Annotated in this window: 18 protein-coding genes and 2 tRNA genes; 4 read left to right on the top strand and 16 right to left on the bottom strand. The window is 59.8% G+C overall.

Annotated features, from left to right (window positions below; translation table 11 throughout):
- Positions 1-15: 15 nt before the first annotated feature.
- From ACA068_RS02870 to rnr, 9 genes are all read right to left on the bottom strand, one after another.
- The gene (locus ACA068_RS02870; RefSeq protein ID WP_497307442.1) at positions 16-3,291 is read right to left on the bottom strand and encodes a transglutaminase family protein; all 3,276 of its coding nucleotides are present in this window, start codon (positions 3,289-3,291) and stop codon (positions 16-18) included.
- A 389-nt stretch (positions 3,292-3,680) separates the two neighbouring features.
- A complete protein-coding gene (locus ACA068_RS02865; protein WP_497307440.1) occupies positions 3,681-5,984 on the bottom strand; it encodes a YgiQ family radical SAM protein in 2,304 nt (767 codons plus the stop codon).
- Between the two features lie 287 nt (positions 5,985-6,271).
- Positions 6,272-7,666 (bottom strand): replicative DNA helicase, encoded by a 1,395-nt coding sequence (dnaB, locus tag ACA068_RS02860; RefSeq protein WP_497307439.1) that lies wholly within the window; start codon positions 7,664-7,666, stop codon positions 6,272-6,274.
- A 109-nt stretch (positions 7,667-7,775) separates the two neighbouring features.
- Positions 7,776-8,222, bottom strand: a complete 447-nt coding sequence (rplI, locus tag ACA068_RS02855) for a 50S ribosomal protein L9 (RefSeq protein ID WP_003197251.1) — start codon at positions 8,220-8,222, stop codon at positions 7,776-7,778.
- A gap of 19 nt (positions 8,223-8,241) precedes the next feature.
- Positions 8,242-9,135, bottom strand: coding sequence for a hypothetical protein (locus ACA068_RS02850; RefSeq protein WP_497307437.1), 894 nt, complete (start codon positions 9,133-9,135; stop codon positions 8,242-8,244).
- Between the two features lie 36 nt (positions 9,136-9,171).
- Positions 9,172-9,402, bottom strand: a complete 231-nt coding sequence (rpsR, locus tag ACA068_RS02845; RefSeq protein ID WP_002551829.1) for a 30S ribosomal protein S18 — start codon at positions 9,400-9,402, stop codon at positions 9,172-9,174.
- A 28-nt stretch (positions 9,403-9,430) separates the two neighbouring features.
- Positions 9,431-9,853 carry a 30S ribosomal protein S6 gene (gene rpsF / locus ACA068_RS02840; protein ID WP_003236224.1) on the bottom strand — a complete coding sequence of 141 codons (423 nt, stop codon included), beginning with the start codon at positions 9,851-9,853 and terminating at the stop codon, positions 9,431-9,433.
- A gap of 318 nt (positions 9,854-10,171) precedes the next feature.
- On the bottom strand, positions 10,172-10,939 hold the full coding sequence (gene rlmB / locus ACA068_RS02835; RefSeq protein ID WP_497307435.1) for a 23S rRNA (guanosine(2251)-2'-O)-methyltransferase RlmB: 768 nt from the start codon (positions 10,937-10,939) through the stop codon (positions 10,172-10,174).
- On the bottom strand, positions 10,936-13,566 hold the full coding sequence (gene rnr, locus ACA068_RS02830) for a ribonuclease R (RefSeq protein ID WP_497307432.1): 2,631 nt from the start codon (positions 13,564-13,566) through the stop codon (positions 10,936-10,938). Before rnr ends, rlmB begins: the two co-directional genes overlap by 4 nt.
- Before the next feature lie 226 nt (positions 13,567-13,792).
- Here rnr and ACA068_RS02825 point away from each other — a divergent pair.
- The 4 genes from ACA068_RS02825 to ACA068_RS02810 all read left to right on the top strand — a co-directional run bounded on the left by ACA068_RS02825 (position 13,793) and on the right by ACA068_RS02810 (position 16,944).
- Positions 13,793-13,879 (top strand) — tRNA-Leu (locus tag ACA068_RS02825).
- 166 nt (positions 13,880-14,045) lie between these two features.
- Positions 14,046-14,132 (top strand) — tRNA-Leu (locus ACA068_RS02820).
- Positions 14,133-14,368: 236 nt separating this feature from the next.
- On the top strand, positions 14,369-15,379 hold the full coding sequence (locus tag ACA068_RS02815; RefSeq protein WP_497307430.1) for an iron ABC transporter substrate-binding protein: 1,011 nt from the start codon (positions 14,369-14,371) through the stop codon (positions 15,377-15,379).
- Complete coding sequence (locus ACA068_RS02810; RefSeq protein ID WP_497307428.1) at positions 15,379-16,944, top strand: ABC transporter permease; 1,566 nt, start codon at positions 15,379-15,381, stop codon at positions 16,942-16,944. Before ACA068_RS02815 ends, ACA068_RS02810 begins: the two co-directional genes overlap by 1 nt.
- Positions 16,945-17,071: 127 nt before the next feature.
- On the opposite strand, the gene ACA068_RS02805 is transcribed toward ACA068_RS02810, so the two are convergent.
- From ACA068_RS02805 to hfq, 7 genes are all read right to left on the bottom strand, one after another.
- Positions 17,072-19,006, bottom strand: a complete 1,935-nt coding sequence (locus ACA068_RS02805) for a methyl-accepting chemotaxis protein (RefSeq protein WP_497307426.1) — start codon at positions 19,004-19,006, stop codon at positions 17,072-17,074.
- Positions 19,007-19,156: 150 nt separating this feature from the next.
- The gene (locus ACA068_RS02800; protein ID WP_497307424.1) at positions 19,157-20,449 is read right to left on the bottom strand and encodes an adenylosuccinate synthase; all 1,293 of its coding nucleotides are present in this window, start codon (positions 20,447-20,449) and stop codon (positions 19,157-19,159) included.
- 54 nt (positions 20,450-20,503) lie between these two features.
- Positions 20,504-21,691: an ATP phosphoribosyltransferase regulatory subunit gene (locus ACA068_RS02795; protein WP_109627704.1), complete on the bottom strand. Its 1,188-nt coding sequence runs from the start codon at positions 21,689-21,691 to the stop codon at positions 20,504-20,506.
- A gap of 315 nt (positions 21,692-22,006) precedes the next feature.
- Complete coding sequence (gene hflC, locus ACA068_RS02790) at positions 22,007-22,876, bottom strand: protease modulator HflC (protein WP_497297163.1); 870 nt, start codon at positions 22,874-22,876, stop codon at positions 22,007-22,009.
- A complete protein-coding gene (gene hflK / locus ACA068_RS02785; RefSeq protein ID WP_497307422.1) occupies positions 22,876-24,048 on the bottom strand; it encodes an FtsH protease activity modulator HflK in 1,173 nt (390 codons plus the stop codon). Before hflK ends, hflC begins: the two co-directional genes overlap by 1 nt.
- Before the next feature lie 96 nt (positions 24,049-24,144).
- Positions 24,145-25,446 (bottom strand): ribosome rescue GTPase HflX, encoded by a 1,302-nt coding sequence (hflX, locus tag ACA068_RS02780; RefSeq protein WP_219093612.1) that lies wholly within the window; start codon positions 25,444-25,446, stop codon positions 24,145-24,147.
- 12 nt (positions 25,447-25,458) lie between these two features.
- A complete protein-coding gene (hfq, locus tag ACA068_RS02775) occupies positions 25,459-25,719 on the bottom strand; it encodes an RNA chaperone Hfq (protein ID WP_007902656.1) in 261 nt (86 codons plus the stop codon).
- Between the last annotated feature and the right edge of the window lie 71 nt (positions 25,720-25,790).

Here is a 25,790-nt window from a genome sequence, read left to right as displayed (position 1 = left end):
AGCGTCGTGTACGGTTTAGAAACGTCGCAAATCGAGCGTCATCGGCAGCTCGTCGTTAATTTCCACATTCGGTATAGGAAGTTTCCCAGGGCTGTGTCCGATACGGAAGAATCGCGCCATTCGACGGCTCTCGGCCTCATTCGCGTTGACCGGCAGGCTGTCGTAGTTGCGCCCGCCCGGATGGGCAACGTGGTACTGACAGCCACCCAGAGAACGTTGCATCCAGGTGTCGAGCAGGTCGAACACCAGCGGTGCGTGGACCGGGATGGTGGGTTGCAGGCAGTTGGCCGGTTGCCAGGCGCGGAAACGCACACCCGCGACAAACTCGCCGACTCTCCCGGTGGGCTGCAAGGGCACCGGAACACCGTTGCAGGTCAGCAAATAGCGCTGCGGCGGCAGACCGGTGAGTTTGACCTGCAAGCGCTCCAGCGACGAATCCACATATCGCACCGTGCCGCCGACCGCGCCCTCCTCGCCCAGCACATGCCAAGGCTCCAGCGCCTGACGCACTTCCAGCTCGATGCCGCTGACCGCGTAATCGCCAACCTTGGGAAAACGAAATTCCAGATGCGCGGCAAACCACTCTGCGCGCACGGGATAACCGGCGGCATTGAGATCGACGATCACATCAGCGAAATCCTGCTCGATAAAGTGTGGCAACAGGAACCGGTCATGCAGCTCAGTGCCCCAGCGCGCCAGTTTCGGCGGCGCATAAGGCTCGCGCCAGAACCGCGCTACCAGCGCCCGCAGCAGCAACTGTTGCGCCAGGCTCATGCGCGCATGCGGTGGCATTTCAAAGGCGCGCAACTCAAGCAATCCAAGACGCCCCGTCGCGCCATCCGGCGAATAGAGCTTGTCGATGCAGAACTCGGCGCGGTGCGTGTTGCCGGTCACGTCGATCAGCAAGTTACGCAGCAACCGGTCGACCAGCCACGGCGCGCACTCCTCGCCTGGTTCGGGCATCTGGGCGAAGGCGATTTCCAGTTCGTACAAGGCATCGTTGCGCGCTTCATCGACACGCGGCGCCTGGGACGTCGGGCCGATGAACAATCCGGAAAACAGGTAGGACAAGGACGGGTGGTTATGCCAGTAACTGATCAGGCTGCGCAGCAGATCGGGACGACGCAGGAACGGGGAGTCAGCCGGCGTCGCGCCACCCAGGACGAAATGGTTGCCGCCGCCCGTACCGGTGTGCCGGCCGTCGATCATGAATTTCTCGGTGGTCAGTCGAGTCTGGCGCGCTTCTTCGTAGAGAAACTCGGTGCGTTCGACCAGCTCATCCCACGTGGCGGACGGCTGCACATTGACCTCGATCACACCCGGATCGGGGGTGATGCGGAAGTTGCTCAGGCGTGGATCGCTCGGCGGCTCGTAGCCTTCCAGCAACACCGGGCAATGCAGTTCCTGAGCCGTCGCCTCGATTGCGGTGACCAGCTCCAGATAATCCTCGACCCGCTCCAGCGGCGGCATGAACAGGTACAACCGGCCTTCCCGAGCCTCGGCGCAAAACGCGGTGCGGGTCAGCCAATCGGCGGATTCATCGACCTCCAGATCCCGCTCGAGCGCTTCGGCCGGCGCCCCCGGGCTGTTCAATTGCTGAGTGTCTGGAAGCGCGGGGAATTCCTGGTTGGGGTCGTTCGGGTAGATGAACGGGTACTCGGCGGCTTTCACCCAAGGCTGCGAGCCCAGCGGCAGACGATAACCCAGCGGAGAGTCTCCAGGCACCAGCCGACAATGCTCGTCACGCAGGTACCAGCGACCGGTTTGCCATTGATCGCCCTTGGCGGTGCGCGCCAGCGGCAGGACCTGGCCGATCACCTTGTCCAGGCCCTGGCTGAAGACTTTACGCAGGCGCGCCCGCTCCAACGGTTCTTCGAGACGTGAATCTTCAGCGCTGACGTTCAGCGGCAACGTGCCTTCGCGCCAGAGGTAATAGAAATTGTCTTCGTAGGCAGGAAAAACAAAGCGTGGCGGAATGTTCAGGCGTTCGGCGACACTCGACAGAAAACGCCCGGCCAGTTCGCCATCGGCGCCGTAGTCTTGCTGCTCATCAGCGATCAGCGCGCTGTTGTGCCAGATCGGCACGCCATCGCGGCGCCAATAGCAGTTCAGCGACCAGCGCGGCAATTGCTCGCCGGGGTACCACTTGCCCTGACCAAAATGCACCAGGCCTTTGGGCGCGTAGTGTTTACGCATGCGCTGGAACAATTCTGCGGACAAATGACGCTTGTCCGGCCCGAGCGCGGCGGTGTTCCACTCGGCACCGTCCGGATCGTCGATGGAAACAAACGTCGGCTCGCCGCCCATGGTCAGGCGCACGTCGCCTTCCAGCAGGTCGGCATCGATCTGCCGCCCCAGCGCCTGAATCGCCAGCCACTGGTCTTCGGTGTAGGGTTTGGTGACCCGCGGCGCTTCCCAGATCCGCTCCACGGACATTTCGTGGGTGAATTCGCACTCGCACGGTTCCACCAGGCCACTGATCGGTGCCGCAGAGCCCGGATCGGGGCTGCACGCCAACGGAATGTGTCCTTCACCGGCAAACAGCCCTGACGTCGCGTCCAGGCCGATCCAGCCGGCACCGGGCAAATAGACCTCGCACCAGGCGTGCAAGTCGGTGAAGTCCACTTCCGTGCCCGAGGGGCCGTCGAGGCTTTTGACGTCGGCAGTGAGTTGAATCAGGTAGCCGGAGACGAAACGCGCCGCCAGCCCGAGGTTGCGCAGCAATTGCACCAGCAGCCACGCCGAATCACGGCACGAACCGGAGGCGTGTTCGAGGGTGTGCTCGGGGGTTTGTACGCCGGGCTCCATGCGGATCAGGTAGCCGATGTCTTCGCTCAGGCGCTGATTGAGCGCCACGAGGAAATCCACGCTCGGCAGTGGCGTGCGGTCGATGCCGTCCAGATAGGCCTTGAACTTCGGCGTCAGGGGCAGGGTTTCCAGGTACGGTGCCAGTTCCTTGCGCTCGTCTGCGGCGTAGGTGAACGGGATCTTTTCCGCATAGGGCTCGAGGAAGAAGTCGAACGGATTGAAGACCGCCATCTCTGCCAGCAGATCGACTTCGATTCGCAGCTCATCGGTTTTCTCCGGGAACACCAACCGCGCCAGGTAATTACCCTGGGGGTCTTGCTGCCAGTTGATGAAATGCTGCTCGGGAGAGACTTTCAGCGCATAGGACAGAATCCGCGTGCGGCTGTGGGCGGCCGGGCGCAGGCGAACGATCTGCGGACCGAGCTCGACGGCGCGGTCGTAGCGGTAATGCGTGACGTGGTGCAATGCGACATGAATCGACACGGCGTGCCTCCTGCGAGCCTTAAGCGTATTGGGAAAGCGCGCAAGACTTATGCCATCCAGCGGTGCTGGCGCTTTCTTCGGTTGCTTGAGGCAGTACAGCACCAAAATCGGGCGATGCGGGAAATTGGTTCGAGGGAGTTGCACGAAAATGTTGCGGCCGGTGACCGCCAGCCTGGATGTGTAATGGCTGTGCTGGCCTCTTCGCGAGCAAGCCCGCTCCCACATTTGATCGGCGCCTTCTTTGCGAGCACGGTCTAATGTGGGAGCGGGCTTGCTCGCGAAGAGGCCAGTTGCCCCGAAACAGCTACCGCCCGGCGCCCTGTTTTTCGTAGCCCAGAAACGCAAAACGCCAACCCGAAGGTTGGCGTTCTGTTCAGCTCAAACGAGGCTTAGCGCGGCACAACCGGTTTGCGCGCAGGCTTGGGCCCTTTGCCTTTGGCCGCGTCCTTGCGCTCCTTGGCCGCCTGCTGGTTGCGGGCAAATGCCGCCGCCTTGGCCTGTTCACGCTTGTCCCACGGATTGCCGCCATCGCTGGCACGCGGTGGCAGGCCGGTATGCTGGGTCAGGATCTTGGTGGTCTTTTCCGTGGCCACTTTATGGCTGCCGGCCGGCGTCGAGTTCTTGCGACGGGCGCTCTGGTAGCTGTCGGTCGCCGGCTGATGCAGCGGGATCAACTGGTTCTTGCCCGGCCCGATCAGGTCGGCGCGGCCCATGCGGGTCAGCGCTTCACGCAGCATAGGCCAGCCTTTCGGGTCGTGATAACGCAAGAACGCCTTGTGCAGACGACGCTGCTCTTCGCTCTTGACGATGGTCACGGCGTCACTCTTGTAAGTGACCTTGCGCAGCGGGTTCTTGCCCGAGTGGTACATCGCGGTGGCGGTGGCCATTGGCGACGGATAGAACGCCTGCACCTGGTCGGCACGGAAGCCGTTGCCCTTGAGCCACAGGGCCAGGTTCATCATGTCTTCATCGGTGGTACCCGGGTGGGCGGCGATGAAGTATGGAATCAGGTACTGCTCTTTCCCGGCTTCCTTGGAGTACTTCTCGAACATGCGCTTGAACTTGTCATAGCTGCCGATGCCCGGTTTCATCATCTGGTTGAGCGGACCTTCCTCGGTGTGTTCCGGGGCGATCTTCAGGTAACCACCGACGTGGTGGGTCACCAGCTCTTTGACGTATTCCGGCGACTCGACCGCGAGGTCGTAGCGCAGACCGGAAGCGATCAGGATCTTCTTCACACCCGGCAAGGCACGGGCGCTGCGGTACAGCTGGATCAGCGACGAGTGATCGGTGTTCAGGTTCGGGCAAATGCCCGGGAACACACACGACGGCTTGCGGCACGCGGATTCGATTTCCGGGCTCTTGCACGCGATGCGGTACATGTTCGCGGTCGGGCCGCCGAGATCGGAAATCACGCCGGTGAAGCCTGGGACCTTGTCGCGGATCTCTTCGATTTCGCGAATGATCGACTCTTCGGAACGGTTCTGGATGATCCGGCCTTCGTGCTCGGTGATCGAGCAGAACGTGCAGCCACCGAAGCAGCCACGCATGATGTTCACCGAGAAGCGGATCATGTCGTAGGCCGGGATTTTTTCCTTGCCATACGCCGGGTGCGGAATACGCGCATAAGGCATGCCGAACACGTAGTCCATTTCTTCAGTGGTCATCGGAATCGGCGGCGGGTTGAACCAGACGTCGACTTCGCCATGCTTCTGCACCAGCGCACGGGCGTTGCCCGGGTTGGTTTCCAGGTGAAGCACGCGGTTGGCGTGAGCGTACAGAACCGCGTCGCCACGGACTTTCTCGACCGATGGCAGACGAATCACGGTTTTGTCACGGGTCATTTTCGGGCTGGCCAGGATCTGTACGACCTTGGCTTCGCTCGGGTCTTCAACCGGGCCTTTTTCCTGCTCGATGACGCAAGCCTGGGTGTCTTGAGTATTCACGTACGGGTTGATGATCTTGTCGACCTTACCCGGACGGTCGATACGCGTGGAGTCGACCTCGTACCAGTCTTTGGGCGTGTCACGACGAATGAACGCGGTACCGCGCACGTCGGTGATGTCTTCGATCTTGTGACCGTAAGACAGACGCTGAGCGACTTCGACGATCGCACGCTCGGCGTTGCCGTAGAGCAGGATGTCGGCGCTGGCGTCGATCAGGATCGAGTTGCGCACCCGGTCCTGCCAGTAATCGTAGTGGGCAATGCGGCGCAGGGAAGCTTCGATGCCACCGAGTACGATCGGTACGTTCTTGTAGGCTTCCTTGCAGCGCTGGCTGTAAACCAGGCTCGCGCGGTCCGGACGTTTGCCCGCCAGGCCACCGGGGGTGTAGGCGTCATCGGAACGGATTTTCTTGTCGGCGGTGTAGCGGTTGATCATCGAGTCCATGTTGCCGGCCGCGACGCCGAAAAACAGGTTCGGCTCGCCGAGCTTCATGAAGTCGTCTTTGGACTGCCAGTTCGGCTGGGCAATGATCCCGACGCGAAAGCCTTGCGACTCCAGCAGCCGGCCGATGATTGCCATACCGAAAGACGGGTGATCGACGTAGGCATCACCGGTGACGATGATGATGTCGCAGGAATCCCAGCCAAGCTGATCCATCTCCTCCCTGCTCATCGGCAGGAATGGCGCTGGACCGAAACATTCGGCCCAGTACTTGGGATAGTCAAATAACGGCTTGGCTGTTTGCATGACGATGACCGGTGTTGAGATGAAAAATCGCGGGCGCGGAATATAGCACAAAAAATAACCAATTCCGACGGCTATGGTCGGAAATTGGTGTCGACCGTTTTGCGCAAAGATCCAGAGACTAGGCGCAACCCTTGTGGCGAGGGAGCTTGCTCCCGCTGGGCAGCGAAGCGGCCCCAAAACCTTCGACCGAATTTTTCCAGACGGACCGCATTTCTCAGCTTTGCGACTGCTGCGCAGCCGAGCGGGAGCAAGCTCCCTCGCCACAGGGCAAGCGTCCTGCCTGGGCGTTATTCGTCGTCGAAGTTATAGCTGCCCGGCGCGAGGTTTTCGAAGCGGGTGTATTTACCGATGAACGCCAGTCGCGACGTGCCGATCGGGCCGTTTCGCTGCTTGCCGATGATGATCTCGGCGATGCCTTTATGCTCGGTCTCCGGGTGATACACCTCGTCCCGATACACAAACATGATCACGTCAGCATCCTGCTCGATCGCTCCGGATTCCCGGAGGTCGGAGTTGATCGGGCGCTTGTTCGGTCGTTGCTCCAGGGAGCGGTTGAGCTGCGACAGCGCCACCACCGGGCAGTTGAATTCCTTGGCCAGGGCCTTAAGGGAACGGGAGATCTCGGAAATCTCGTTGGTCCGGTTGTCGCCGCCGGAACCTGGAATCTGCATCAATTGCAGGTAGTCGATCATGATCAGGGCGACATCGCCGTGCTCACGCACCAGACGCCGGGTCCGCGCACGCATTTCCGACGGGCTGATACCGGCCGTATCGTCGATGAACAGCTTGCGATCATTCAGCAGATTGACCGCCGACGTCAGGCGCGGCCAATCGTCATCGTCCAGGCGACCGGCACGAACCTTGGTCTGGTCGATACGGCCCAGGGACGACAACATACGCATGATCAGCGATTCGCCTGGCATCTCGAGCGAGTAAACCAAAACGCACTTGTCACTGCGCAACACGGCGTTTTCCACCAGGTTCATCGCAAAGGTGGTTTTGCCCATGGACGGACGGCCGGCGACGATGATCAGGTCAGACGGTTGCAGGCCGCTGGTCATCTCGTCGAGGTCGGTGTAACCGGTGGACAGGCCGGTAATGGCGTTGTCGGTGTTGAACAAGGTGTCGATGCGGTCGATGGCCTTGGTCAGCAGGTCATTCACGCTCACCGGGCCGCCGGTTTTTGGCCGGGCCTCGGCGATCTGGAAGATCTGCCGTTCAGCTTCGTCGAGAATCTCTTCAGCCGTGCGGCCTTCGGGGTTGAAGGCACTGTCGGCAATTTCGGAAGCAATGCCGATCAGCTGTCGCAAGGTTGCCCGCGCGCGGACAATCTGCGCATAGGCCTTGATGTTCGCGACGGACGGCGTGTTTTTTGCCAGTTCACCGAGGTAACCGAGGCCACCAACCTGCGAAGTCTGACCTTCCTTGTCCAATTGCTCGGCCAGGGTCACGACGTCGATTGGCGAGTTCAGGTCCGCCAGTTTGGCGATTGCACGGAAGATCAAGCGGTGGTCATGCCGATAGAAATCACCGTCCGAAACTTGATCGAGCACGCGTTCCCAGGCGTTGTTGTCCAGCATCAAACCACCGAGCACAGCCTGTTCGGCCTCGATGGAATGCGGCGGTACCTTCAGGGCAGCGGTTTGCAGATCGTATTGCTCGGGAGCGGAGATATCGTTCATGGCCACTTGGAATTAGGAATTTCAGAAAAACAAAAGGCACGACCTGTAAACAGGATCGTGCCCGATGTTAACCGTCTGACGGGCAAGCCGCCAGTCGATCAAGTGCTGCTTAAGCTGCTACCACGACAACGCGTACAGTGGCTTCAACTTCGGCGTGCAAGTGCACGGCTACGTCGAATTCACCTACGTTGCGGATGGTGCCGTTCGGCAGACGAACTTCGCTTTTTGCCACTTCAACGCCAGAGGCGGTCAGTGCATCAGCGATGTCGTGAGTACCGATCGAACCGAACAGCTTGCCTTCGTCACCAGCGGTGGCAGTGATAGTCACTTCCAGCTCAGCCAGTTGGGCGGCACGGCTTTCAGCCGAAGTTTTACGGTCTGCTGCGGCTTTTTCCAGCTCAGCGCGACGCTCTTCGAACGCAGCCAGGTTGGCAGCGGTCGCAGCGGTAGCTTTGCCGTAAGGCAGCAGGTAGTTACGACCGTAACCAGCCTTAACGTTTACTTTGTCACCCAGGTTGCCCAGGTTGGTGACTTTTTCCAGAAGGATCAGTTGCATGTGAAAATCCTCTTAACTTTTAACCTTCACCGTTCGCGCTATCGGCATCTTTCGGTGCCGAACGACCGCGAAAATCAATCAGGCTGTCGACGATGGCCAAGACCACCAGCAACGGATAGATCAGCTGCATGAACAGCAACAGCGTGACGTACAACCCCACCAGCCAGAACCTGGCCAGTCGCTTTTGCGCCACCAGCCCGTGAATCAGGGCCAGCCCGGCGAACACCAGCGGTACGCTGCACAACGGCGTCAACATCGCCATCTGTGGGCCAATATTCGGCCCCAGAAGCATGAACGCCAGCAGCAACATCGCTGGTAAAAGCGGGAATCGGATGGCGCGAAACTCGCGACCAAAACCACCCGGGTTGTACAACAACGCCTGCCAGTAGCGCCCGACAATCAGGCTCAGCACACTGACGATTTGCAACAAGGCCGCAATCAGGCCGGTCAGGACCGGTGCAATCAGGGACGCAAAATGCGCTTGCTCGTCTACCGACAACTTCTGGTAGACATCACCGAGTAGCGACGGCATGACTTTTATCAAAGCCTGCGCCAGCATCTCGATTTGGGGAGCAAAAACTGTCCCCAGCACCACTGCAAACACCACTCCCATCGCTATGCTGACCAGCAGCACGCGGTTCCAGGACTCGCTTGCGCGTAAAACCAACGCAAGGCTCGTAGACCCCAGCAGCACCAGAAGTGCTCGTGGGTCATCGGAGTAAAGCCACCAGATCAACGCCGGCAGCAGTCCCAGAGCAAGTACGCCAATGGCGTCCTTCAATCCGCGCCGCAGAAGCACGAGGCATCCAGCGGCAGCACCCAACCAATACAACAACGGCAATATTGCGCATCCAGCCACTACCAGAGTGGCCTGCATACGGCCGCGCATGATGAACTCAGCTATGGCGCGCATGCATTCAATCCTTTGCTACGTGTCGACTGCCCGGTCTCAGCGGCCGTGGCTGTCGGTGTAGGCCAGCAGGGCCAGGAAGCGGGCGCGCTTGATAGCGGTGGCCAGCTGACGCTGATAACGAGCTTTGGTACCGGTGATGCGGCTTGGAACGATTTTGCCGGTCTCGGATACGTAGGCTTTCAGAGTGTTGAGATCTTTGTAATCGATCTCTTTCACGTCTTCAGCGGTGAAGCGGCAGAATTTACGACGACGGAAGAAACGTGCCATTTGATAGGCTCCTTAAAAGGTCCGTGGATTACTCGTCAGCGTTATCGCTGTTGTCGCTGTCATCACTATCAGCGCTATCAGCGCCTTCGTGCTCAGGACGGTCGCGACGCTCACGGCGCTCACTGCGGTTTTCTTCAGCCTTGAGCATCTCGGATTGGCCGGTAACGGCTTCTTCGCGACGGATGACCAGGTTACGGATCACTGCATCGTTGTAGCGGAAGTTGTCTTCCAGCTCGGCCAGGGCCTTGCCAGTGCATTCAACGTTCAGCATCACGTAGTGAGCCTTGTGAACATTGTTGATTGCGTAGGCCAGTTGACGACGGCCCCAATCTTCCAGACGGTGGATTTTGCCGCCGTCTTCTTCGATCAGCTTGGTGTAACGCTCTACCATGCCGCCGACTTGCTCGCTTTGATCCGGGTGGACCAAAAAGATGATTTCGTAATGACGCATGAATGCTCCTTACGGGTTGTAGCCTGCCGTTCAAAAACGGTCAGACAAGGAGTGAATGACACTTATGGACTTGCTTGCGATAGACACATCAGTGCCTGCCGTCACAGCAAGGGGCGCAATTGTAGAGAAGGGGCGGGAGAGGTGCAAGGCAATTGGTGATTATTTGAACAGTTCGTTCGCACCACAGATCTTTGCTCCAACACAGAACCAATGTGGGAGCGGGCTTGCTCGCGAAAGCGGTACATCAGTCAACATTGATGTCGACTGACACTCCCTCTTCGCGAGCAAGCCCGCTCCCACATTTGAATCGCGTGCAAATCAGGACTTCTTGGCGGCTCCGGCGGCCTTGACGCTACGCTGGCGCTGGGCCTCGAACAGGCAGACGCCGGTCGCCACGGACACGTTGAGACTGCTGACGCTGCCAGTCATCGGCAGATGCACCAGGTAGTCGCAAAGATCGCGAGTCAGGCGACGCATGCCGCTGCCTTCCGCCCCCATGATCAGGATGGTCGGGCCGGTCATGTCTTGCTGATACAGACTCTGCTCAGCCTCGCCCGCCGTACCGACAACCCACAAGCCACGCTGCTTGAGTTTTTCCAGAGTGCGCGCCAGGTTGGTCACGGCAACCAACGGAATCACTTCCGCCGCACCGCAGGCCACCTTCCGTACCGTCGGGGTCAGGGTGGCTGACTTGTCCTTCGGCACGATCACCGCCAGCGCACCGGCCGCATCGGCCGAGCGCAGGCAAGCGCCAAGGTTGTGCGGATCGGTCACGCCGTCGAGCACCAGCAACAGTGGTGCGCCTTCGGTGCGATCGAGCAACTCGTCGAGCATCGCCTCGCCCCAGACCTGGCTCGGGCTCACATCCGCCACGACGCCCTGGTGCACGCCTTCAACCCAGGCATCCAGCTCACGGCGCTCAGCCTGGCCGACGGCCACGCGATTTTCCGCAGCCAGGGCGATCAGTGTCTGAACCCGCGGATCACTGCGGCCTTCAGCCAGCCAGATCTGCTTGACGCGTTTCGGGTGGTGACGCAACAACGCTTCTACAGCGTGCACGCCGTAGATCTTTTCCAAATGACTCATGACTTGGCCTTAGGTTTACGCGCCCCGCCGCTTTTGGCTGGGGCCGAACCCGCTTTCGGCGGGCCCTTACGGTGTTTGCTTGGCTTGCTGCCGGGAGCCTTGTCAGGCGCCGACCGTCCGGTCTTTCCCCCAGACGCCGCTTTACCGCCGCTTTTCGCTTCAGACAGCAACGCCTGCTTCAGTTCACGACTTTTACGCAGCTCGGCATTTTTCGCCGCGGCATCGCTTGGGCGATAGGCCTCGACAGCCTTTTCCTTGGCAGGACGACGACCGGTTTTAGCCGGGGCCGGCTCTGCAGCGGTTTTAGCCGCGGTCTTGGCGGCAGGCTCAGTCTTTTCAGTGCCGCGCTTCTTGCGGCCGATCGGCGCGCTGATGGTTTTTTCAGCCATCTCGAAGTCGATCTTGCGCTCGTCGAGGTCAACGCGCATCACGCGCACTTCAACGGTGTCGCCCAGGCGGAAGCTGCGACCGGTACGCTCACCGGCGAGGCGGTGGTGCACTGGATCGAAGTGGTAGTAATCGCCCGGCAGCGCGGTGACGTGCACCAGGCCTTCGACGTAGATGTCGGTCAGCTCGACGAACAGGCCAAAACCGGTCACCGCGGTGATCACACCTGGGAACGATTCGCCCACTCGGTCTTTCATGAACTCGCACTTGAGCCAGTTCACCACGTCGCGGGTTGCTTCGTCGGCACGGCGTTCGCTCATCGAGCATTGCTCGCCAAGCTGTTCCAGCGCCGCTTCGTCGTACGGATAGATACGCGCTTTCGGAATGGTCATCGCGCCGGCACGGCGAACGTGCGGGGTGTCTTGCTTGGAATGGATGACGCTGCGGATCGCCCGGTGCGTGAGCAAGTCCGGGTAGCGGCGGATCGGCGAGGTGAAGTGGGTATAGGCTTCGTAATTCAGGCCGAAGTGGCCCTGGTTATCGGCGCTGTACACCGCTTGGCTCAACGAGCGCAGCATGACGGTCTGGATCAGGTGGAAATCCGGACGATCCTTGATGCTCGCCAGCAATGCCTGGTAATCCTTCGGCGACGGGCCGTCCTTGCCTTTGTGCAGGGACAGACCGAGCTCGCCGAGGAAGGCGCGCAGTTTTTCCAGACGTTCCGGTGGCGGACCATCGTGGACGCGATACAACGCAGGGATTTCGTGCTTCTTCAGGAATTCGGCGGTGGCCACGTTGGCCGCCAGCATGCATTCCTCGATCAGCTTGTGCGCATCGTTACGGACGGTCGGACGGATTTCGGCAATTTTGCGCTCGGTCCCGAAGATGATCCGGGTTTCCTGAGTTTCGAAATCGATCGCGCCACGCACGTGACGAGCGGCCAGCAGCACCTTGTACAGTGCGTAAAGCTGCTTGAGGTGCGGCAGAACGTCGGTGTACTCGCCACGAAGCTGACGCGCTTCGGTGAGTTTCGGCGTTTCCAGCATCGCGCTGACCTTGTTGTAGGTCAGGCGAGCATGGGAATGAATCACCGCTTCGTAGAAGCAGTAGTCGGTCATCTCGCCGGATTTGGAGATGGTCATCTCGCAAACCATGGCCAGGCGATCGACGTGCGGGTTCAGCGAGCACAGGCCGTTGGACAACTGCTCCGGCAGCATCGGCACGACGCGCTCGGGGAAGTACACCGAGTTGCCGCGAACCTGGGATTCGTTATCCAGGGCCGAACCGATCTTCACGTAGCTGGAAACGTCGGCAATCGCCACGTACAACTTCCAGCCGCCGGAGAACAGCCGCAGCTTGCCTGGCTTGGCTTCGCAGTAAACCGCGTCATCGAAATCGCGCGCGTCTTCACCGTCAATGGTGACGAACGGCAGATGACGCAGGTCGATGCGCTTCTCTTTGCCTTTCTCTTCAACTTCCGGCTTGAGCTTGGCGGCTTCTTTGAGCACAGCCTCAGGCCAGACGTGAGGAATATCGTAGGTGCGCAGGGCAATGTCGATTTCCATGCCCGGCGCCATGTAGTTACCCACGACTTCAACCACGTCGCCTTGCGGCTGGAAGCGTGGCGTCGGCCAGTGAGTGATCTTCACTTCGACGAACTGACCGACCTGCGCGTTGGCGTTACGGCCCGGGGTGACCAGCACTTCTTGCTGGATCTTCGGATTGTCCGCAACCACAAAACCGATACCGCCCTCTTCGAAGTAGCGGCCGACGATGGTCTCGTGGGCACGGGATACCACTTCGACGATCATGCCTTCGCGGCGACCGCGACGGTCGAGGCCGGAAACACGGGCCAGGGCCCGGTCACCATCGAACACCAGGCGCATTTGCGCCGGGCTCATGAACAGGTCGTCACTGCCATCGTCCGGGACCAGGAAGCCGAAGCCGTCACGGTGACCGCTGATGCGGCCGAGGATCAGGTCGAGCTTGTCCACCGGCGCATAGGTGCCGCGACGGGTATAGATGAGTTGGGCATCGCGCTCCATGGCGCGCAGGCGGCGACGCAGGGCTTCGATCTGGTCTTCTGTGGTCAGACCAAACTCCTCCACCAGCTGCTCGCGGTTAGCAGGCGAACCCCGATCAGCAAGGTGCTGAAGGATCAGTTCGCGGCTAGGAATAGGGTTGTCATATTTTTCCGCTTCACGAGCGGCCTCGGGATCGAGGGACTGCCAATCGGCCATTAGAGAGTTTTCACCTTGTCTATATGCGGGTTAGTTTGGCATAGGCGTAATGAAACGGGAAATTTCAGGCTGTGACAGCCTGTCTAAAGCCTTATATCGACCGCGTGAAGCTGATTTAAATGCCGCTGGTAAAATTTTCAAGGTTTTTTTGATGCCAGGGGTTTACAGTTAAAAAGACGCTCCGTATAGTGCGCGCCATCGACGACGCACTAGCATTGCCGATACTGCCCAGATGGTGAAATTGGTAGACACGCCAGCTTCAGGTGCTGGTGACCGCAAGGTCGTGGAAGTTCGAGTCTTCTTCTGGGCACCAATTTAGAGCTTGAGATTAGATCAATTTCAAGGCTCACACAAAAACCCGCGAAAGCGGGTTTTTTGCATTCTAAACATCTGATTTATTAAATTTAAATCAGGGGTTTACAGATCAAAACGCTCTCCGTATAGTGCGCCACATCGACAGCGGTGACGCTGAAGATTATGCCCAGATGGTGAAATTGGTAGACACGCCAGCTTCAGGTGCTGGTGACCGCAAGGTCGTGGAAGTTCGAGTCTTCTTCTGGGCACCAATTCAAATTCAAGGTCACGATCTTGAATTTCACAGAAACCCGCGAAAGCGGGTTTTTGCGTTTCTGGCCCCCTAAAAAACAAGCCAACACCCCTTCCTGAGTGAAAGGGCTTTTTGTGGCGAGGGGATCGCAACCCCTTTAGCAAAACCCTCCCAACCCCGCAAGGCGCACTTGAGAAACAATATCGTTTATCATTGTTTCAAGTTTTTGCAATGCGACAGTGAGGAACCCTGCGAATGATGTTTCGAAATACCCTGCGCCGAGGCCTGACCTTCACCCTGCTCGGCCTGGCACTCGCCACTCCCCTCACCCAGGCTGCTGATCCAGTTTCCCTGACCCTCTACAACGGCCAACACAAGGAAGTCGGTGACGCCATCGCCAAAGCCTTCGAAGCCAAGACCGGCATTCACGTCAACGTGCGCAAAGGCAGCAGCAACCAGCTCGCCAGCCAGGTCGTCGAAGAAGGTGATCGCTCCCCTGCCGATGTGATCTACACCGAAGAATCGCCACCGCTGAACAAGCTCGGTGAACAGGGTCTGCTGGCCGAGACCGACGCCGCCACCCTCGCCGTTCTGCCGAAAGACTACGTCGCCGGCAATGGCACCTGGATCGGCATCACCGCCCGGGTCCGTGTGGTCGCCTTCAATCCGAAACTGATCGATGAAAAAGACCTGCCCAAGTCGGTGATGGAATTCTCCGATCCGAAATGGCAAGGCAAGGTCGGCTTCGTACCCACCAGCGGCGCGTTCCAGGAACAGGCCGTGGCAATCATCAAAGTGCACGGCATGGACGCGGCCGAAGAATGGCTGACCGGCCTGCGCGCGTTCGGCAAGACTTACAGCAACAACATGGTGGCGCTGAAGGCAGTGGAAAACGGCGAAGTCGCCACCGTACTGGTGAACAACTACTACTGGTTCGCTTTGCAACGTGAAAAAGGCCAGCTCGACTCGAAACTGCATTACTTCACCGGCGGCGACGTCGGTGGGCTGATCACTGTTTCCAGCGCCGCCGTGCTGAAATCCAGCAAACATCCAAAAGAAGCCCAGCAATTCCTCGCCTACATGGCCAGCGAAGAAGGCCAGCGCGTGATCACCCAGACCACCGCCGAATACCCGCTGCACAAAGGCATGGAATCGGATCGCGGCCTCAAGCCATTCAGCGAACTGGAGGCACCGAAAGTCACCCCGGCCGACCTCGGCAACGCCGAAGAAGCCCTGGACCTGGAACGTGACGTTGGCCTGAACTGATGAGCGCATCGTTATCCGCCCCCGCCTCGCGCGGGGGTTACGTGCCACGGCGCAAGCAGCCGTCGATATGGCTGCTGCTGCCGGTTTTGCTGTTGGTGGTGCTCAGTCTTTTGCCGCTGGTGTATGTCGGGCTGAAGGCCTGGCAGGCCGGCTGGGCTGAGGCACTGCACCTGCTGTGGCGGCCTTATGTGTTCGGGCTGCTGCGCAATACGTTGGCGCTAATGATCGGTGTGACAGTCGCGTGCGGCGTGATCGGCTTGTCCCTTGCCTGGTTGCTGGAACGCAGCAATCTTCCGGGGCGGCGTTTGTGGGGCGTGATCCTGTGCTTGCCGTTCGCCGTGCCGGCGTTCGTCAGCAGCTTTACCTGGGTGTCCCTGAGCGCGCATTTCGAAGGCTTGGGCGGGGCGATCCTGGTGATGACCCTGTCAAAGTACCCACTGATATTTCTGCCCGTCGCAGCGACCCTGCGCAACCTTGATCCATCCCTGGAAGAATCTGCCCGCACCCTGGGACAGAATCGCTGGGGCGTATTTTTCAGGATTACCCTCCCCCTGCTTTGGCCGTCCCTGCTTGCCGGTTCACTGTTGATAGCCCTGCACATGCTGGTGGAGTTCGGCGCCCTGTCGATCATCGGCCTGCAAACCTTCACCACCGCAATCTATCAGCAGTTCGAACTGGAATTCAGCAACGCCAACGCGGCGATGCTGTCGGCGGTGCTTCTGGCGCTTTGCCTGGTGCTGTTGTGGCTTGAGTTGCGAGTACGCGGCAAGGGCCGGCACGTGCGCACCGGCCAGGGCGCAGCGCGGCAGGCGGGACAAGTTCGACTGGGGCCGTGGACAGTCGCCGGACAGGTTTACTGCCTGGCATTGGCGATCATCGGCAGCGGCATTCCGCTGGGGATGCTGGCGTACTGGCTGGCGGTAGGTTCGTCGGCGGCATTCCCGGTGGCGGCGATCAGCGAGGCACTGCTGTCGTCCCTGGCGCTGTCGCTGGGTGGCGCCGCGCTGTGCCTGGTGCTGGCGGTGCCGGTGGGATTGCTGGTAGTGCGGCATAAAGGCCGGCTGGCGATCTGGGCCGAGCGCTTGCCGTATCTGCTCCACGCGCTGCCAGGCTTGGTCATTGCGCTGACGCTGGTGTATTTCGCTCTGCATTATGTGCCAGTGCTGTACCAGACGTCGGCACTGCTGCTGATCGCTTATGCGCTGCTGTTTCTGCCCTTGGCGCAGGCGCCGATTCGCACGGCGCTGAACAAGGCAGCGCCGCAACTGGAAGAGGCGGCACGCACGCTGGGGGCGTCGTCTTTCAGCGCGTTTTGCCGGGTGACGCTGCCGATCATTTTCCCGGCGCTGGGTGCGGCGTTCGCGTTGGTGTTTCTGGATGCAATGAAGGAACTGACGGCGACACTGCTGTTGAGTCCGACCGGGCTCAATACGCTGGCAACGGAGGTTTGGGCGCATACCGCGAACGTGGAGTTTGCGGCGGCGGCGCCTTATGCGGCGCTGTTGATTTTGGTGTCGGGGCTGCCTGTGTACCTGTTAACAACCCGGATGTATTTGAGCCGCTGAAAAGCTTCGCGGGCAAGTCGAATCGTCGCACCGCTCGCTCCTACAGGGAATGCGTGATCCCTTGTAGGAGCGAGCGGTGCGACGATTCGACTTGCCCGCAAAGGCGTCAGACCCGCCAATACAAATCTTACGCCCTGAACTGCCCCAGGCTCGCCTTCAACTGCGCCGCCAACCCATCCAGCACCTTGCCGCTGGCCGTGGTTTCCACCACCGCCTGAGCCGCTTTCTCAGCCTGCGCATGAATCGTCTCAACCCGACCCCGCACCGCTTGCGCACCTTGTGCCTGATGCGCCGCTGCCTGGGTCGCCAGACCAATCGCAGCATGCACCTGCTCGACCGACGCCTGCACCGATTGCTGCAACCTAGCGCTGTCACGCAACACCAGCAACCCTTCATTGGCCTGACGCCCGGCCTGACCAATCGCAGCCACCGCTTCTCGCGCACCTTGCTGCAGGGCCACGATATGCGCCTGGATGTCGCCGGTAGAACTTTGGGTCTTGCTCGCCAACGCCCGGACTTCGTCCGCCACCACGGCAAAGCCGCGACCGGTTTCTCCGGCACGCGCCGCTTCGATGGCGGCGTTCAGGGCCAGCAGGTTGGTTTGCTCGGCGATCCCGTGAATCACGGTCAGTACCACTTCAATCTGCTCACTCTGCTGCGCCAGCCGCTCGATGACTTTCGCCCCGGTATCGACCTGCCCGGCCAATGCCTCGATGAGGCTGCCGACCTTGGCCGAAGTCCGAGTGTTTTCATCGGTGGCAGAACGAATGTCCACCACTTGCTGCAACGCCGCTTGCATGGCGTGGCTTTCTGATTGAGCTTCATCCGCCATCTGTGACAACGCACGCAGGCTTTCGGCCACTTCATCGCGCTGCATGCCCGCCGCCGCATCGGCTCCGGCATTGCGCAGGGTCATGGCGCCGATTTCCACGCCGGTGCGCTGGGCCACATCGCCCGCTTCGCGCACGATCGGCTGCAACTTATCCACAAAGCGATTGACCGCCGCGGCCATGTCGCCGATTTCGTCTTTGCTGTTGATCTGCACGCGCTTGGTCAGGTCACCCTCGCCCGCCGCTAAGTCATCCATCGCAGCGATGAGCATTTTCAAGCGATTGACCACTCGACGGCCCAACACAACAGCGAGCAACAGCAGCACACCGCAACCGACCAACGCCAGGAACATCCCGATGCGCCAGCGCAAGGTCGCCGCCGCTTCCTGCACGGTGCTGGTGGTGTTGGCTTTCATTTCAGAGGCCGTGGCCTGCGCGGAGGTGAGACGCGCACGCATCGCGGTGGCACTGTCGGCAGCCGCACCCTTGAGGCTGTCGCCGACCAGTTGATCTCCGCTGGCGATCAGCGCCGCAAAACGTTTATCCAGGGCCGCCAGATCGGTTTCCACTGAGGCGGTCGAGACACCCATCAAGACCTTGCCGATTTCCACGCCGTTGGGGTTGATCGAGGCTTCGAGGTAGTAGACCGACGGATCGTTCTTCGCCGCGTCCAGCACTTTGTCCAGCGCCCGCTCGCCCTGGCCTTTCTCCAACAGCGCCTTGTTGATCGGGTTTTCGCGATTGAGGTAGCGCGTCAAGTGCTGACCTGTCGCGTCGTCATATACCACGAACAACACGTTGGGATTGCGTTGGGCCCGACGGGCAAATTCGGACAGGGTTGGAACGTCGCTGTCCCACATGGCGCGAGGCGCGACCGAGGCCAACAACTGCGCCATATCGTTGGCTGAATCCTTGAGATCCTTTTCCAACGTCGCACGCAATTGCACCTGCTCGTCTTTCAATCGCGTCGACAAGCCGGCGGTGAGTCGCTGACGGGTACTGGTGGAGAGATTGTCCAGGCTCGACGTGACTTCACGCCCCGCCTGCTCGAGTTCGCCAGACAGTTTTTGACTATCCGTCCCAAGACGCACGCCGAGATCGGCTTCAAGCGCAGTCACCGTGCTCCGAGTTAGGGCGACAGCCACCAGCACCTGCACCAAAAGGGCGATACCAAGGGTAACGAACACTGGCCGCAACAAACGGCTTTGTAACAATGAGAGAACGGCCGACACTTGGAATCCCTCTGCTTTGGCGCCATTAAATTGATGGCGCACTGGAAGCGATGCTTTTATTCAACATCACAGCAAAGGTCATGCCGTCCGGCAGGTATAAACGACAAAGGGCCCAATCAAGGGCCCTTTGCTTTCTACATCAACGACTTATTAAGCGAACGGGTGACGCAAAACGATGGTTTCGTTGCGGTCCGGGCCCGTCGAAATAATGTCAATCGGCGCACCGACCAACTCTTCGACGCGCTTGATGTAGTTGCGAGCAGCTTGTGGCAGCTCTTCCAGCGTCTTGGCACCGACGGTGGATTCAGTCCAGCCTGGCATCTCTTCGTACACCGGCTCCAGGCCGATGTAGCTGTCGGCGTCAGTCGGTGCGTCGATCACTGCACCATCCTGGTTCTTGTAGCCAACACAGATGTTGATGGTTTCCAGACCGTCCAGCACGTCCAGCTTGGTCAGGCACAGGCCCGAGATGCTGTTGACGTCGATAGCGCGACGCAGGATGACGGCATCGAACCAGCCGCAACGACGGGCACGGCCAGTGGTAGCGCCGAACTCGTGGCCACGCTTGGCCAGGAATGCACCCACGTCATCGAACAGCTCAGTCGGGAACGGACCCGAACCGACACGAGTGGTGTAAGCCTTGGTGATGCCCAGGATGTAATCCAGGTACATCGGGCCAAAACCGGAACCGGTGGCAATGCCGCCCGCGGTGGTATTGGAGCTGGTGACGTATGGGTAGGTACCATGGTCAATGTCCAGCAAGGAGCCCTGGGCGCCTTCGAACATGATGTCTTTGCCAGCGCGACGCAGCTCGTGCAGCTCGGCGGTGACGTCGAGCATCATCGGCTTCAGCAGCTCGGCGTGTTCCATGCACTCGTCGAGCGTCTTCTGGAAATCGATGGCTGGTTCTTTGTAGTAATTGACCAGAACGAAGTTGTGGTAATCCAGCAACTCGCCCAGTTTGGCGGCGAAACGCTCACGGTGGAACAGGTCGCCGATGCGCAGGCCACGACGTGCAACCTTGTCTTCGTAAGCCGGGCCGATGCCGCGCCCGGTGGTGCCGATCTTCAGCTCGCCACGAGCCTTTTCACGGGCCTGGTCCAGCGCTACGTGGTAGGACAGGATCAGCGGGCAGGACGGGCTGATACGCAGGCGCTCACGCACCGGTACGCCTTTCTCTTCCAGCTTGATGATTTCCCGCAGCAGAGCGTCGGGTGCAACCACCACGCCGTTGCCGATCAGGCACTGCACGCCTTCACGCAGCACGCCCGACGGGATCAGGTGCAAGACGGTTTTTTCACCATCGATCACCAAGGTGTGACCCGCGTTGTGGCCACCCTGGTAGCGCACTACGGCGGCAGCATGTTCGGTCAGCAGATCAACGATCTTGCCTTTGCCCTCATCACCCCATTGGGTGCCCAGGACTACGACATTCTTACCCATAACACTTGTCCTCATTCGCGCAAACTTGGTGCCGGCCGCAGCCGACAGGAAAACTCAAGAAGCCAGTGGCGATACTTGCCAAAGCCCGTTCTGCTGAATCAATTGCCGGTCGCAGTCCGCTTCACGGGCGGCGGCCAAAGGTTGTCCAGGCAATGCCTGAACGACACGCTGACCCTCACTGCGCAACTGGCAAACCTGCTGCCAGAGTGCCGCATCCGTACTGTCAGGCATCCAGATACCGCCAGACGGTAGCTCGATCTCAGCACGCCCCAGGGTCACCAGGGTTTTCAAATCGGTAGAGAAGCCGGTTGCCGGACGAGCGCGACCGAAGTCGGCGCCGATGTCGTCGTAACGACCGCCCTGGGCAATGGACTGGCCAACACCCGGTACGAACACCGCGAACACGACACCGGTGTGGTAGTGGTAACCGCGCAACTCGCCCAGGTCGAAGTAAAGCGGTAATTCCGGGAAACGCGTGGACAGACGCTCGGCAATCGCCAGCAAATCGTCCAGCGCCGCCAGAACCGGTGCCGGCGCATTCGCCAGACGCTCGCGGGCAGCGCTCAATACTTCGCGACCGCCACACAGATCGACCAACGCGCGCAGCATGCCCGACAGATCGGCAGGCAAGCCTTCGGTCAAGGTAATGACCTCGTCGATTGCCTTGCGTTGCAATGCATCGAACAACTGTTGTTCAACTTCACCGGAAAGACCGGCCGCACGGGCCAAGCCGCGGTAGATGCCGACATGACCGAGGTCCATGTGCACATCCGGCACATCGGCCAGTTGCAGCATGGCCAGCATCAGGCTGATGACTTCCACGTCGCTGCTCGGGCTGGCATCGCCGTACAACTCGGCGCCCAGCTGGATCGGGCTGCGCGAGGACGACAAGGCGCGCGGCTGCGCATGCAGCACGCTGCCGGCGTAGCACAGACGGCTCGGGCCTTCGCGGCGCAGGGTGTGCGCATCGATGCGCGCCACTTGCGGCGTGATGTCGGCACGGAAACCCATCTGCCGGCCCGATTGCGGGTCGATGACCTTGAAGGTACGCAGATCGAGGTCCGAGCCCGCGCCGGTCAGCAGGGATTCCAGGTACTCGATATGGGGAGTTACGACAAACTCGTAACCCCAGCTCTGGAACAGATCCAACACCTGACGACGCGCGACTTCAATGCGCGCCGCCTCTGGTGGCAGTACTTCTTCGATGCCATCTGGCAGCAGCCAGCGGTCTACCGTTGCCATTACGCCATTCCCCTATGATCCGGGCGGCCAGCCGTTGGGCGAGCCTTGAGTGAAGCAGAAAATGGTCGGCTCATGTGCAAACCACGCGCATAAACAACGTGGCGAAAAGCCTGAAACCGGCTTCGCCAACCACTTTCCTCGAAAAACCTGTCGAGTCATTCAACTCGGGCGCCCGCTTAAAACAGCAATCAAACGTGCAGACGCAAAAAAGCCGGGAATTTCCCGGCTGCCGCATCATACACACGTTTTCCCAAAGGATCACCCCGCCCGAGGCTTTAGCCGCCAGGCGGGGGGATGATTCAGGTCAACGTCGTATCAAGGCTTGGCTTTTTCCAGGTAACGGAAGAAGTCGCTGCTTGGGTCCAGGACCATGACGTCGGATTTGTTCGCGAAGCTTTCACGGTAGGCGCGCAGGCTACGGTAGAAACCGTAGAACTCCTGATCCTGGCCGTAGGCCTTGGAGTAGATCGCAGCAGCCTGGGCATCACCGTCACCGCGAACCTCTTCAGATTCACGATAGGCTTCAGCCAGCAGCACGCGGCGTTGACGATCGGCGTCGGCACGGATGCCTTCTGCCAGCTCGTTACCCTTGGCGCGGTGCTCGCGAGCTTCACGCTCACGCTCGGAGCTCATACGCTCGAACACACTGCGGTTCACTTCTTTCGGCAGATCGATGGCCTTGACCCGGACATCGACCACTTCGATACCCAGCTCTTTTTCCGCCATCTTGTTAAGCGAGGCGGTGATGTCGGACATCAGCGCATCACGCTCACCGGACACCACTTCGTGCAGCGTGCGCTTACCGAACTGGTCACGCAGGCCCGATTCCAGACGACGGGACAGACGTTCGTCGGCAATCTGCTTGAGGCCGGAGGTCGCGGTGTAGTAACGCTCAGCGTCCTTCACGCGCCACTTGGCGTAGGCATCGACCATCACGGCTTTCTTTTCCAGCGTCAGGAAGCGTTGCGTCGGCGCATCCAGCGTCATCAGGCGTGCGTCAAATTTGCGCACCTGGTTAACGTAAGGCACTTTCACATGCAGGCCCGGCTGAACATCGGTCTGGACCACGCGACCGAACTGCAGCAGCACCGCACGCTCGGTCTGAGCCACGATGTAGAAGCAGTTCCAGGCAGCGATGGCCACGACGACGCCGACAATAAGGGCGATCAGCGATTTATTGCTCATCAGCGACTCTCCCTGGTACGTGCTTGCTGTTGCTGCAGATCAGCTGCCGCACGTGCATTCGCTTCATTGCTGGTGGCTGCCGCACCGGTCACCGGAGTGCTGGTGTTGCGACCACTTTCGACCATCTTGTCCAGCGGCAAGTACAGCAGATTGCTCTGGCCATTCTTGTTGCCGGTCACGAGCACCTTGCTGGTGTTGGTGAAGACTTCCTGCATGGTGTCCAGGTACAGACGCTCACGGGTCACTTCAGGAGCCTTGCGGTACTCGCTCACCAGTTTGGTGAAGCGATCGGCCTCACCCTTGGCGCGCGAGACGGTTTCGTCACGGTAGCCGTTGGCATCCTCGAGGATACGCTGGGCCTGACCACGGGCTTCCGGCACGACGCCGTTGGCGTAGGTTTCAGCCTGGTTGCGCGAACGCTGCTCGTCTTCACGGGCACGGATCACGTCATCGAAGGCTTCCTGCACTTCACGCGGTGCCGCTGCGCTCTGCACGTTCACCTGAGTGATGGTGATACCGGTGCGATAGGTATCCATGAAGCGTTGCAGACGCTCCTTGATCTCGCTGGCCATCAATTCACGACCTTCGGTCAGCACCTGATCCATCGCAGTGGAACCCACCACATGGCGCAAGGCACTTTCGGTCGCGTGCTGCAGGCTGATTTCCGGCTGATCAACGCTCAGCACGAAGTCCTGCAGGTTGCTGATCTTGTACTGCACGGTCAGCGGCACTTCGACGATGTTCTCGTCTTCAGTGAGCATTTGCCCCTGCTTGGTATAGGCACGCTCACGCGTGACGTTTTCCAGGTACTTGCGATCGATCGGCGGGAAGTAGATGTTCAGGCCCGGGCCGACGGTTTCGTAATACTTGCCGAAGCGCAGTACCACGGCTTGCTCCTGCTCGTCGACTACGTAGACCGCGCTGTACAGCCAGACGGCCGCCAACACGACCAGGCCGATGCCGAGCAGGCCGCCAAAGCCGCCACTCTTGCCCGAACCACCGCCGTCATCACCGCGTTTCTTACCACCACCGAACAACCCGTTCAGGCTTTCCTGCAGCTTTCGGAAGGCCTCGTCGAGATCCGGTGGTCCCTTGCGGTCGCCGTTATTGCGGCGTTTGCCACCCCAAGGATCCTGATTATTCGAGTTGCCACCCGGCTCATTCCAAGCCATAGCGCTCTCCATCTGATAAAGCAAAGACGCACCCACGGCGCGCCGACCAATGCTACAGAATGCCTGTCACCACGGCACAACCGCTTTCTCAGGCTTTTATTGCAAAGTGTGTTGCTCGATAAACTCCGTCGGCACAACGCCTTCACGGCTGACCAGCCGATTGAGCTCCGAACGCGGCAATCGAACGGCCAGCAAGCTGACACCTTCTTCGTCGTGTTCTTCTTTCTGCACCGCACCGAGTTCAAAAAACTGTGCACGCAGTCGAGCGAATCGTTGCGGCAGGCGCAAGGTACCGATAAACAACTCACTGCCAAGCAACTCGGCAATGGCTTGCTCAAGCAATTCCAGACCAGTGCCATCACGCGCCGACAGCCAGACCCGCTGGGGCTTGCCGTTTTCGTCGCGCTGAATTTGTGGCTCAACGCCTTCAAGCAAATCGAGTTTGTTATAGACCTCGAGGATCGGCAAGTCCTGGGCACCAATCTCGCCCAACACCACCATCACCTGCTCGATCTGCAACATGCGGTCTGGTTCGGCCGCATCGATCACGTGCAACAACAGATCGGAGTTGCTCGACTCTTCGAGGGTAGACCGAAATGCCTCGACCAGCTTGTGGGGCAAGTGGCGAATGAAACCCACAGTGTCAGCCAGGACAATCGGCCCCAGGTCGTCTAGCTCCAGACGGCGCAAGGTCGGGTCCAGCGTGGCAAACAACTGGTCAGCCGCGTACACGTCGGATTTCGTCACGTTATTGAAGAGCGTGGATTTACCGGCGTTGGTGTACCCCACCAGCGACACGGTAGGGATATCCGCACGCATACGGCCACGTCGCGACTGTTCGCGCTGGCTGCGCACTTTCTCCAGCCTGCCCTTGATCTGTCGCAGGCGAACCCGCAGCAAACGGCGGTCGGTTTCGAGTTGGGTTTCACCCGGGCCACGCATGCCGATACCGCCACCTTGACGCTCAAGGTGAGTCCAGCCACGAACCAGCCGGGTGCTCATGTGATCAAGCTGGGCCAGTTCTACCTGGAGCTTGCCTTCATGGGTACGGGCGCGCTGGGCGAAAATATCGAGAATCAGACCGGTGCGGTCGATCACGCGACACTCGAAAACACGTTCGAGGTTACGTTCCTGACTGGGCGTAAGGATGTGATTGAAGATCACCAGATCTGCCTTCTCGGCATGGACCAGGTCGCGAAGTTCCTCGACCTTGCCGCTGCCAATCAGGAATTTGGCGGTTGGCCGATGACGCGGCACGTTAAAAAACGCAACGGTCTCGGCGCCGGCCGAATTAGCCAACTCCTGAAACTCCTGCGGATCTTCGCGCGCCTCAGGGTCCTGTCCATCCAAGTGAACGAGAATTACTCGTTCACCACCACCGTGGCGCTCAAAGAACAAAGGAGACTCCTATCAGGCGTTACCTGGCTCAGCGTCACCCGCTTCGGATTCGGTTGCGCTAGGCAGACGAATTGGACGAACCGGCACCACTGTAGAGATAGCGTGTTTGTAAACCATCTGGCTGACGGTGTTTTTCAGCAGGATAACGAACTGGTCGAAAGACTCGATCGTGCCTTGCAGTTTGATCCCGTTCACCAGGTAGATGGACACCCCAACTTTCTCTTTACGTAAAGTATTCAAGTAAGGGTCTTGTAGCGAATGCCCTTTTGACATGTGCCGCACTCCTTTAAGGATTCAATATAAAAAATAGGTAAACAGATGGCTTGTGGCCGTCACACCCCCAA

Source organism: Pseudomonas sp. LBUM1660 (assembly GCF_059695935.1).
The sequence above is the reverse complement of the archived record's forward strand: the minus strand, read 5'-3'. Positions and strand labels throughout refer to the sequence as shown.

Coding starts and splice junctions, on each gene's coding strand:
- ACA068_RS02810 (WP_497307428.1), top strand. CDS start 15,379: ATGAGCGCATCGTTATCCGCCCCCGCCTCGCGCGGGGGTTACGTGCCA.
- ACA068_RS02850 (WP_497307437.1), bottom strand. CDS start 9,135: ATGCGCGCCATAGCTGAGTTCATCATGCGCGGCCGTATGCAGGCCACT.
- ACA068_RS02800 (WP_497307424.1), bottom strand. CDS start 20,449: ATGGGTAAGAATGTCGTAGTCCTGGGCACCCAATGGGGTGATGAGGGC.
- hflC (WP_497297163.1), bottom strand. CDS start 22,876: ATGAGCAATAAATCGCTGATCGCCCTTATTGTCGGCGTCGTCGTGGCC.
- rpsF (WP_003236224.1), bottom strand. CDS start 9,853: ATGCGTCATTACGAAATCATCTTTTTGGTCCACCCGGATCAAAGCGAG.
- ACA068_RS02815 (WP_497307430.1), top strand. CDS start 14,369: ATGATGTTTCGAAATACCCTGCGCCGAGGCCTGACCTTCACCCTGCTC.
- ACA068_RS02795 (WP_109627704.1), bottom strand. CDS start 21,691: ATGGCAACGGTAGACCGCTGGCTGCTGCCAGATGGCATCGAAGAAGTA.
- ACA068_RS02865 (WP_497307440.1), bottom strand. CDS start 5,984: ATGCAAACAGCCAAGCCGTTATTTGACTATCCCAAGTACTGGGCCGAA.
- hflK (WP_497307422.1), bottom strand. CDS start 24,048: ATGGCTTGGAATGAGCCGGGTGGCAACTCGAATAATCAGGATCCTTGG.
- dnaB (WP_497307439.1), bottom strand. CDS start 7,666: ATGAACGATATCTCCGCTCCCGAGCAATACGATCTGCAAACCGCTGCC.
- rlmB (WP_497307435.1), bottom strand. CDS start 10,939: ATGAGTCATTTGGAAAAGATCTACGGCGTGCACGCTGTAGAAGCGTTG.
- rpsR (WP_002551829.1), bottom strand. CDS start 9,402: ATGGCACGTTTCTTCCGTCGTCGTAAATTCTGCCGCTTCACCGCTGAA.
- rnr (WP_497307432.1), bottom strand. CDS start 13,566: ATGGCCGATTGGCAGTCCCTCGATCCCGAGGCCGCTCGTGAAGCGGAA.
- hfq (WP_007902656.1), bottom strand. CDS start 25,719: ATGTCAAAAGGGCATTCGCTACAAGACCCTTACTTGAATACTTTACGT.
- rplI (WP_003197251.1), bottom strand. CDS start 8,222: ATGCAACTGATCCTTCTGGAAAAAGTCACCAACCTGGGCAACCTGGGT.